This is a genomic window from Terrisporobacter sp. (genome assembly GCF_017888745.1).
Taxonomy (GTDB): domain Bacteria; phylum Bacillota; class Clostridia; order Peptostreptococcales; family Peptostreptococcaceae; genus Terrisporobacter.
Genome location: NZ_JAGHFM010000154.1, coordinates 1 through 9209, shown reverse-complemented (window position 1 = coordinate 9209; position 9209 = coordinate 1). Strand labels below are relative to the sequence as shown.

General features: G+C 26.0%; 13 protein-coding genes. 11 read left to right on the top strand and 2 right to left on the bottom strand.

The annotated features are described in order from the left end of the window. Positions 1-28 precede the first annotated feature (28 nt). The 4 genes from J7G74_RS07620 to J7G74_RS07605 all read left to right on the top strand — a co-directional run bounded on the left by J7G74_RS07620 (position 29) and on the right by J7G74_RS07605 (position 3169). A complete protein-coding gene (locus tag J7G74_RS07620) occupies positions 29-823 on the top strand; it encodes a DUF3169 family protein (RefSeq protein ID WP_297133719.1) in 795 nt (264 codons plus the stop codon). A gap of 336 nt (positions 824-1159) precedes the next feature. Then, positions 1160-1729: a sigma-70 family RNA polymerase sigma factor gene (locus J7G74_RS07615; RefSeq protein ID WP_297133718.1), complete on the top strand. Its 570-nt coding sequence runs from the start codon at positions 1160-1162 to the stop codon at positions 1727-1729. Further along, complete coding sequence (locus tag J7G74_RS07610; RefSeq protein ID WP_297133715.1) at positions 1729-2571, top strand: DUF4179 domain-containing protein; 843 nt, start codon at positions 1729-1731, stop codon at positions 2569-2571. The genes J7G74_RS07615 and J7G74_RS07610 overlap by 1 nt, the downstream gene beginning before the upstream one ends. Before the next feature lie 97 nt (positions 2572-2668). Continuing rightward, complete coding sequence (locus J7G74_RS07605) at positions 2669-3169, top strand: hypothetical protein (RefSeq protein WP_297133712.1); 501 nt, start codon at positions 2669-2671, stop codon at positions 3167-3169. Between the two features lie 154 nt (positions 3170-3323). On the opposite strand, the gene J7G74_RS07600 is transcribed toward J7G74_RS07605, so the two are convergent. Next, a complete protein-coding gene (locus J7G74_RS07600; RefSeq protein ID WP_297133710.1) occupies positions 3324-4046 on the bottom strand; it encodes a metallophosphoesterase family protein in 723 nt (240 codons plus the stop codon). A gap of 571 nt (positions 4047-4617) precedes the next feature. Between J7G74_RS07600 and J7G74_RS07595 the strand changes: the two genes are divergently transcribed. The 4 genes from J7G74_RS07595 (at position 4618) to J7G74_RS07580 (ending at position 6840) form a co-directional block, all read left to right on the top strand. Then, the gene (locus J7G74_RS07595; RefSeq protein WP_297133708.1) at positions 4618-4833 is read left to right on the top strand and encodes a PF20097 family protein; all 216 of its coding nucleotides are present in this window, start codon (positions 4618-4620) and stop codon (positions 4831-4833) included. A gap of 77 nt (positions 4834-4910) precedes the next feature. Next, complete coding sequence (locus J7G74_RS07590; RefSeq protein ID WP_297133706.1) at positions 4911-5513, top strand: GNAT family N-acetyltransferase; 603 nt, start codon at positions 4911-4913, stop codon at positions 5511-5513. A gap of 244 nt (positions 5514-5757) precedes the next feature. Then, on the top strand, positions 5758-6270 hold the full coding sequence (locus J7G74_RS07585) for a hypothetical protein (protein ID WP_297133703.1): 513 nt from the start codon (positions 5758-5760) through the stop codon (positions 6268-6270). Positions 6271-6321: 51 nt separating this feature from the next. Next, the gene (locus J7G74_RS07580) at positions 6322-6840 is read left to right on the top strand and encodes a hypothetical protein (RefSeq protein ID WP_297133701.1); all 519 of its coding nucleotides are present in this window, start codon (positions 6322-6324) and stop codon (positions 6838-6840) included. 56 nt (positions 6841-6896) lie between these two features. Here the strand turns inward: J7G74_RS07580 and J7G74_RS07575 are convergent, their stop codons facing one another. Continuing rightward, complete coding sequence (locus J7G74_RS07575; protein WP_297133699.1) at positions 6897-7532, bottom strand: SDR family oxidoreductase; 636 nt, start codon at positions 7530-7532, stop codon at positions 6897-6899. Positions 7533-7653: 121 nt separating this feature from the next. On the opposite strand from J7G74_RS07575, the gene J7G74_RS07570 reads away from it, so the two are divergent. The 3 genes from J7G74_RS07570 to lepB all read left to right on the top strand — a co-directional run. Further along, on the top strand, positions 7654-7995 hold the full coding sequence (locus tag J7G74_RS07570; RefSeq protein ID WP_297133697.1) for a winged helix-turn-helix transcriptional regulator: 342 nt from the start codon (positions 7654-7656) through the stop codon (positions 7993-7995). Between the two features lie 114 nt (positions 7996-8109). Next, positions 8110-8679: a hypothetical protein gene (locus J7G74_RS07565; protein ID WP_297133696.1), complete on the top strand. Its 570-nt coding sequence runs from the start codon at positions 8110-8112 to the stop codon at positions 8677-8679. 176 nt (positions 8680-8855) lie between these two features. Continuing rightward, positions 8856-9209 (top strand): signal peptidase I (lepB, locus tag J7G74_RS07560; protein ID WP_297133693.1); only part of this gene is annotated, 354 nt, incomplete at its 3' end.

Here is a 9209-nt window from a genome sequence, read left to right as displayed (position 1 = left end):
ATTTTTAGTTATGAGGAGGATAATGACCATGAATAGAGAGCATGTGGAAGAAATCAAAAAAGAAGACAAAAAAGCATTTAAAAGTTATGTTGTTGCATTAGTAATAGGTGGATTTATAGGTGGAATATTCGTTGCCTCGTCTGAATATTTAAGAGAAATACTTGGGGAGAGTGTTCCTAATTTACTAATAAGTATACTTGAGACAATTACACCATTTGCAAGCATTGTGCTTTCTATATTAGTAATAATAATAAGCACAATAGTTTATAATAAATCACGAAAAGAGTACGATTTATGGAGTGAAGCAAATGAAGATGATGATGTAATAGACAAAATAGAAGAAAGGTTATCTTATATACTATTACTTACTTATGTAAATTTTATTCTTGGATTTTTCTTCTTTGGAGTAGGGCTTATGGTATTAAATCTTGATGAAATAAGCATTAGTTTTGCTATTATAAAATTTATTTGTTTCCTTGGCGGATTTATACTATGCGTAGTTTCTTCTACATTAATTCAAAAGAAAATAGTTAATTTAGAAAAAGAAATTAATCCTTTGTTAAAGGGAAGTGTATATGATGCGAAATTTAGTAAAAAATGGTTGGATAGCTGTGATGAAGCAATAAAATTAGGAATATTTAAAAGTGCTTATAAAGCATATACATCTGTATCTACAACATGTGTTATACTTTGGGTAATTTGTGTTCTAGGTTATGATATATGGGATTTTGGTATTGTTCCTATAGCAATTGTAACAATTATATGGCTAGTTCTGACAATTTCTTATTGTATTGAATCAATCAAACAATCAAAAGTAAAATAAAGTTTATAGAGATTATATTTATAGCAAGCTATGTGAGAAAATTTTATAGAAATTCTTAAGTAGTTTTAAAATATTATTTCTATTATTTTAATGAATTATAAATTATCTGAATTGTGGAGAATTTGGAATTAAAACTGATAAATATTAATAAATAACTGTATCTTAGTGATAAATATATTGAAATCACTAAGATACAGTTATTTTTGTATAATATTCATGATAAAATCAACTAACAGAGGTTTTCCTTACTCATACAAAAAATATTATAAAAATTTGCAACTAAACTAACACTTTATGAATCTAATAGATGTAATCATGATTACGAGGGAGGAAAAGATGATTGAAAATATAACGATGAAAATAATAAACTTTTCTAATAAAAGAGAAGAAGATTATGAGAAATATAAGTTAGTGGAAAAAGCACAAGGAGGATGTGATGAATCCTTTGAAGTATTGATAAATCTTTATAAGGAATACCTTTATAAAATGGCTTTTTTACATATGAAAAATGAACATGATGCCTTAGGTATTTATCAAGAAACTATTTATAAAGCCTATATAAATATTTTTAAGCTTAGAAATCCTAGATTTTTTAAAACATGGATAACTAAGATACTTATTAATAATGTTAATCAAAAACATAGACATGACAATAAATTTAAAGATGAAAAAGTAGAGGATTATATAGGTGAAATTTCTTACTCTAGTATAGAAGAAAATATAGATTTATATGATGCAATAGATTCTTTAGAAGAAAAATATAAAACTTCAATAATACTTCAATATTTTCATGATTTGAATATATCTCAAATTTCAGAAATTATGGAGTGTAATGAAAATACAGTAAAGTCATACATAAGACGTGCTAAGAAAAAGTTATACGATATATTGAAGGAGGATAAATAATGAGTAAGTTTGATAATATAAAAATTCCAGATAATTTAGATGAAGTTACTAGAAAAGCAATTAATAGGGGGAAGACTTATAAAAAAAGAAGAAAATATAAAAAAGCCATAGCAGCTTCGGCAGCTATAGTATGTATAGGCAGTGTTGGTCTAATGAATACTTCCTTTGCAGATTATATTCCTGTGTTAAATAAAATTGCAGAGTATTTCAATAATAATATAAACTCACAATACGAATCAGATAAAGAAGATTTTGAAAAAATAGGTACAGATTTGAATTTAACTATCAAGGATAAAGGTATAGAACTGACTATAGATAGTGTATCAATTAATGAGAATTATATAACAGTATTTCATACAGTAAAAAGTGATAAAAGTATAGAGGAGATAATAAGCGAAAAAGAAGATGCTTATACGGCAAATCCCATATTAGATATATATATAGATGGAAAAAATATTACCCCACCGGGTCTTGTTGAACATGAAGCTAAATACATATCTAATAATGAATTAAAAGGTATGCGTAAAATAGATGTAAGTAATGTGAATATAGAAAATAATAGGGAAATAGAAATTCGTACTAATGAAATATTCCATGTAGAAGGAAACTGGAGTGTATCTTTAAAGGTTGATAAATCAAAGTCTACTGAAGAAACTTATGTTTATAATATAGATAAAGATTTTACAATAAATAAAGAATATAATAATAAAGGTAAAAAAATAAATGCAAAGCATGAAATAAACATAGATAAAGTGACTATTTCTCCATTAGCTAGTAAAATTTTTATTAGAGAAACTAGCAGCAATTACACCGTTCGATTATGCTATTTCTCCATTAGCTAGTAAAATTATTATAAATGAGAAACCAGTCAAAATAAGTAATGATTGGTACAGTACAATAGGTAATTACTTTGCTTTATTTGATGAGAAAGGAAATTCATTGGATATAGTAGATAAGGGTGGATTTGCTGCAGGACCTTCAACTAAAATATTTACAAGTTCGGTAGAATTTTTAAAGGCTGATAAAGATACTAAGTCATTAACTTTAGTTCCAATTTCGGAGTATGAAAATATAGAAGAGAATATGTTAGAACCTCAAAGTATAGATAAATTGCCAATAGTATTTAAGGTTAGTGATTATGGGAGTATAGTTATAGAAGAAATTGAAATAACAGACAAAGAAATAAAATACACTTTCTCAAAAGATGGAGTGATACCATATTATCCTAGTTTTGAGTTTTATGATGAAGAAGGAAATGAAATACAAGTAGGCGGTAGAGTTATAGAATCACTAGATAGACATACAGGAAGATATATAGTTAGATTAAAGCTTGACGGTAAGAATAATGATATTTCAAAAATAAAGCAAATATCAACTTGTAGTGATAGGGATATAAAGTTACTTTATGATCAAAAGATAAAAATAAATTTAGAGAAATAATGCTTAGGATAGATTAGAGATATATATTTAGAGTTGGTTACTATGAAAATAGTAATCAGCTCTTTTTTATTTTAAGGGATTTATAAATTATCTGAATTGTGGATAATTTATAATCCCAACTAATAATTTTGAGCAACGAAGTTGCCTGAAGTACTTATTTAGAGACACCTTCTCTTATAAGCCTTGCAAAATCATTTGGAAGTATATCATTTTCTTCTATTTCTCTTGCTATTTTTTCAAAATCATAATTCACTTCAATTATCTCCACTTCAAATGAAGACATATTATCAATATTTATAATTACATAATTGGCAGAAGGTTTATTTGTTTTAGGCTTGCCTACACTACCTGCATTTACAAGTAGTTTTTCACCATAATACTTGTAATAAGGTATATGTGTATGACCACATACTAAAATATCTTCATCTAGCTCATCCATAACTTCTTTAGATTCTTTTGAATCTTCTTTTAAATATTCATTTATAAGTCTAGTACTTCCATGAACTAATTTAATAGTCTTGTTATTAAAATTTAAAGTTGCTTCCTTTGGCAAACTACTTAAGTACTTTTTATTTTCATCTGTAGTTTCCATTGATGTGAAATACATTGAAAGACTAGCTTTTTCTGCATCTTTGGGGTCTTTATAATCACATCCACATACCATTTTAAAATTTCCAATGGCATCGTCATAGTTACCCATTATGGTTAAGATTCTATTCTTCCTTATAGTGTTTATAACTTCATTAGGTCTAGTACCATATCCTACTAAATCACCTGTACATGCTATTAAATCAATGTTTCTACTTTCCATATCATCTAGTACTGCTTCTAGTGCATAAATATTACTGTGTATATCTGATATTATACCTATTTTCATTTGTCAATCTCCTTATACTAATTTAACCATTACACCTATGTTATTTCATAGATATAAATTTGTAAACTTATTTAAGTAAAAATAAGTCAAGTTTTTTTGATATATGAACTATTATTACCTTATTTTAATAATAAACAATTTTTTACTTACAAGGACATTATATTGACTTTGAATCTGTGGAAAACCCCTAGGCTAAAGTATTATCAATACATTTGAGAAGTTGTAAAAAAGTAAATTTTGAGCAACGGGCAAAGCCGTTGGCGACATGAGCGAAGCGAATTTTTTATTTTAAACCATCCTCTAGAGTATAGTAACTTGAATAAGTATGGATGCAAACATGGATATATTTTTCTTACAATATTGTAAATTGTGAAAAGAAAATTATTAGGTTAAAATTATAAAAAAAATATATTTTAAAGAATTAATATGTCATTTATATAAAGATAAGAGAGAATAAAGTCATTTTTGGCAATATAACAGATGATGTAGCAGTGTTTGAGCAAGAATGAAGAAAATATCTAAGTTTTACAAGTAATAAATATTTTTGTATATATGAAATGGGGTGTAAATTATGAAATGTCCATATTGCAATAATGATATGGTGCTAGGAGTAATACGTGGTGGAAGGGATTCAGTTAAGTGGATTTCAAAAGAAAAGGACAAGGGATTTATTTTATCATCTTTTGCAAAAGGAATTACTATTTTAGAGTGGCTTGATTCAAAAGTTGAAGGCTACTATTGTAAGGAGTGCAATAAAATAACCATAGACTTAGAGAAACAGTTGTAATTTTTGTAAATGATCTTAATAAATTGATGATTAAGAAAAGTTTATAAATTTAAAATAGGAATTTGAAAGGTAGGAATATGAGTATAAATAATCAAAATACACCAACATTAGAAACAAAACGATTGATATTAAGAAAATTCACTGAAAATGATATAGAAGCTTTATTTAATATCTATAAGGATGAGGATGTAAATGTCTATCTTCCATGGTTTCCTCTGAAATCATTGGAAGAAGCAGAAATATTTTTTAATGATAAATATGATAAGGCATATAAACAGGATAAGGGATATAGATATGCTATTTGTTTAAAAACAGATAATGTACCAATTGGTTATGTTAATATAAGCATGGATGATAATCATGACTTAGGATATGGATTAAGGAAAGAATTTTGGCATAAAGGTATTGTAACAGAAGCTAGTAAAGCAGTTTTAGAGCAAGTAAAAAAAGATGGGCTTTTATACGTTACAGCTACACATGATGTCAAAAATCCTCGTAGTGGTGGGGTTATGAAACAATTAGGTATGAGCTATAAGTATTCTTATGAAGAGCAGTGGCAACCTAAGGACATATTAGTGATATTTAGAATGTATCAATTAAATTTCGATGGAGAAAATGACAGAGTATATAAGAAATACTGGGATAATTCAAATGTTCATTTTGTAGAAAAAGATGTGTAAATTTGAAAAAACTAAAAGCTGTTGAAGATACATCTGATCATACTTGTCTTAAAGCCGTATGTTTCTAAATAATTAATAATGAATGAAATTAGCAAAAGAAGTTAATTTACAAATAGATTTAAAAGGAATTCTAATTTAGAGGATAGATTAGATGGATTATTTTATTAAACGATATAATAGCTATATAATGTGAAATAAATAGATTTTTGATATAATACATAAATTTGGAAAGAGGGAGATGAACTTGAAAATATTAAAAAACAAAGGGATTTTGGGCATAGTTTCAGTAGTTGTTTTTATTTTAATTATATTTAGTTGTTCTAAAATAAAAGAATATAGTGTTTTAAAAGATGTTTTTGTATTTTCCAAAGATAATATTGTTTCAATTTGGAGAGTAAAAAAAGATGAAAATATTCATGATTACAACTATAAACTACCAAGTAGTGAGATTGATTCTTTAAGTAATATACTTACCAACTCAAAATTGAAAAAAGCAGCTATAAAGGATTCTCCATCTAATACTTTAGGTAGTATGACTATTCTACTTGATGGAAAAAAAGAAGAACAAAATGGTGATATTAGCTTGAAATTTAACCGAGGTATAACTTTAATTCCCATAGATGGAGATAGTATATATGTTTTTTTAGAGATAAATAGATTTAGAGATGATGATAGTTTTAATACAGATAAAGTTATGCAGAAATCTTATATTATAGATTCTAAAGAGTTAGTAGAATTTATAGGTGAAAATACTTAAAAGAATTAAGGTTGATACAAGGACTTATACAGATTTAAGAGGAAATTTTATATGAGAAAAAATATTATAATTTTTATCACAATTGCATCTATATTATTAATTTTTGGTTTTTCAATTGACCATAATTTCGGTCGCTCTTATCATCATTTTCTTACTAAATCAACTGATTTAAGTAAAGAAAACGTTGAGAATATATATTTAAACGAAGAGATTGACAATGAAAAAATAGTATCTAAATATGGCAAAATATCAAATTTAAGCCAAGATAATGTTTTATACAATTATTATTTCTTAAATGAAAATATTGAAATTGCAACAGATAAAGATGACAATAAAATAATTAGATTTGTTGTAAATGATAAAAATGTAAAGACTGAAAAAGGAATAAAAATAGGAGATAAAGAAGATAAAGTAGTTAAGTTGTATGGTGATAATTATTATACTCGTTTAGAGCAAGGTGTTAATATTATTGGTTATGTAGACAAAGAAAAAAATTGGTCTATAGAGTTTTGGTTAGAAGAAAATGATAGGGTAGATTTTTATAGACTTGATTATAACTTTATGGAATAAAGTGATATAAAGACTCAAAAATAACTTAATTAAAGATTACTTTGAGTCTTTATTTTTTAACTACCTATTATAGGCATAGAATGAATATATTTACTACTTTCTATTTGTTTAACCATGAAATAAGCAATATCTTCTCTAGAAATATTGAAATTTAATTTAACATCACCGAAACTTTCTTTAATTTCATTTGTAAATGGAGAGTTTTTTGGAGCCATAAATCTAACTATTGTCCAATCTAAATCAGAGTTAACAACTATATTATGCACTTCTTTTAAAACTTTTTTAGCTTTAGGTAAAAATATAGATGCCAAAATCCCTGGAACTATCGTAGCAAATGATGCTTTGTCCTCTTTGGATCTTATAGATGGAGTTGACCAATCAATAAGTCTTTTTACATTAGTTTCATTCATAGCCTTTATAATGTTTTTATGAGCTATTATTGAACTAGTATCTTCATATCCAAATTTCATAGATATTCCTAAAGCTATTATAACAGCATCACATCCATCTATAGCTTGTTTTATTTTATCATAATCAGATACTTGACCTACAAATACTTTAAGATTTTTATTTTCCATTTGTAATTTATGTGGATTTCTAACATAGGCATTTACCTCATAACCTTTTTCTAAAGCATGCTTTACAACAAATTTTCCTATGCCACCAGTTGCACCAAATACTGCAATTTTCATTGTAAATTTCACTCCTCATTTTATTATATTGATAGGTTTAATTTATCAGAGTATAATAAATTTGTTAAGTACTGTTTTTTTAGATAGTACTATTCTAAAAGATAGTATAAGGAGATATATTATGAAAAATTATGACAATGAATCATTTTTAAACTGTCCTTTTGCAAAAGTACAAAAAATTGTAAGTGGAAAGTGGAATATGTTAATAATATATTTATTAAGCAAGGAGACTCTTAGATTTGGTGAATTACATAGAGCATTACCAAGTATGACTCAAGCTACATTATCAAAGCAATTAAAACTATTGGAGGAGTATGGAATTATTCATAGATATGTATTTAATCAAATACCACCTAAAGTTGAGTATTCACTTACAGAAATAGGTCAAAAGTTTTTGCCAGTCTTAAAGGAATTAGAAAAGTGGTCAAATGAGTATGAACATTATCAGAGTACTAATAAATAGACTATGTTAGTATTATTAGTAATTAATCTATACTCATAATTTAATTATAGTTATCAATAGTTATATATTGCGAATTATTGTTACAATATTTTTAGAAAATAGAAGGGGTATATTATGAAAAAAATAATAACAATGCTATCATTAGCAGTAATGTCAATAATGCTTATTGTTGGTTGCTCAAGTGCAAAAAACTCAGATAACTTATATTTAGGAAACTGTCCTGATAATATGAGTGGAATGGGTAAAAAATATTTTATAAATAATTTAGAAGATGGAAATTACGAAATTGAATTTACTGCTAAAGAATATGAATATGGTGTTCTAAAAGAAGAGCATATATTATACAAATCAACTATAAATCACGATGGTAATAATAGTAAATTAAAAATTGGAGTTGTTGATGGAGAAGAATCAGATTCTAGTCTTAAAGTTATAATAAATGACTCAGAATATGGGGGTTATACTTTAGAATGTCTAAAAAATGGTTATGACACAGGTATGGCTATGTCAATATTAGACAAAGATAAATACTTTAATTTAGACGATGAAGTTGCTCTAGCTGTATATAGTATTGGTGGAGAAAATAGGAGTACTGAAAGTTTAGACATTGATGAAGAATTTAAGATAGGTAATAATAATCTAAAAGATTTGGTAGTGTATATGAAACTACATAAAACTAACTAATAAAAATAATTAGAGATTTGGTAATAATTTTCTATAATATAAACTAATCGGTAATAAATTAAAAGTAACGATTATTAAAGATTTAATTTATTATAAGCAAAATTTTATTAAGAGTACTTAGTATAAATAAGAAAATTTAACAACTGACATTAGAGTTATGTTTGGAGGAGCTAATTTTGAATACAAAAGTAAAACATGAGATATTGGAATGGATTAAAACTATATCTATTTCATTAGTTATTGCAATAGGAGCAACATTTATAGTACAACCAACAATAGTTAGAGGACAATCTATGTATCCGACCTTAGAAAATAAGGATTATTTATTTATAAACAAGTTAGCATATAAGACTGAAGATCCTAAAAGGGGAGATATAATTGTTTTTAAAACAGAGTTGATTGATATTAAGAGTAATAAGAAAAAAGATTTAGTTAAAAGAGTAATTGCTTTACCTGGAGAGCACATAGTTATAAAAAATAGTGAAGTTTATATAAACGGTGAGCTTTTAGATGAAATTTATTTAAAGGAT

Bases quoted from the DNA above. Each gene is read 5' to 3' on its own strand.
- J7G74_RS07620 (WP_297133719.1), top strand. From the start codon at position 29: ATGAATAGAGAGCATGTGGAAGAAATCAAAAAAGAAGACAAAAAAGCA.
- J7G74_RS07615 (WP_297133718.1), top strand. From the start codon at position 1,160: ATGATTGAAAATATAACGATGAAAATAATAAACTTTTCTAATAAAAGA.
- J7G74_RS07610 (WP_297133715.1), top strand. From the start codon at position 1,729: ATGAGTAAGTTTGATAATATAAAAATTCCAGATAATTTAGATGAAGTT.
- J7G74_RS07600 (WP_297133710.1), bottom strand. From the start codon at position 4,046: ATGAAAATAGGTATAATATCAGATATACACAGTAATATTTATGCACTA.
- J7G74_RS07595 (WP_297133708.1), top strand. From the start codon at position 4,618: ATGAAATGTCCATATTGCAATAATGATATGGTGCTAGGAGTAATACGT.
- J7G74_RS07590 (WP_297133706.1), top strand. From the start codon at position 4,911: ATGAGTATAAATAATCAAAATACACCAACATTAGAAACAAAACGATTG.
- J7G74_RS07580 (WP_297133701.1), top strand. From the start codon at position 6,322: ATGAGAAAAAATATTATAATTTTTATCACAATTGCATCTATATTATTA.
- J7G74_RS07575 (WP_297133699.1), bottom strand. From the start codon at position 7,532: ATGAAAATTGCAGTATTTGGTGCAACTGGTGGCATAGGAAAATTTGTT.
- J7G74_RS07570 (WP_297133697.1), top strand. From the start codon at position 7,654: ATGAAAAATTATGACAATGAATCATTTTTAAACTGTCCTTTTGCAAAA.
- J7G74_RS07565 (WP_297133696.1), top strand. From the start codon at position 8,110: ATGAAAAAAATAATAACAATGCTATCATTAGCAGTAATGTCAATAATG.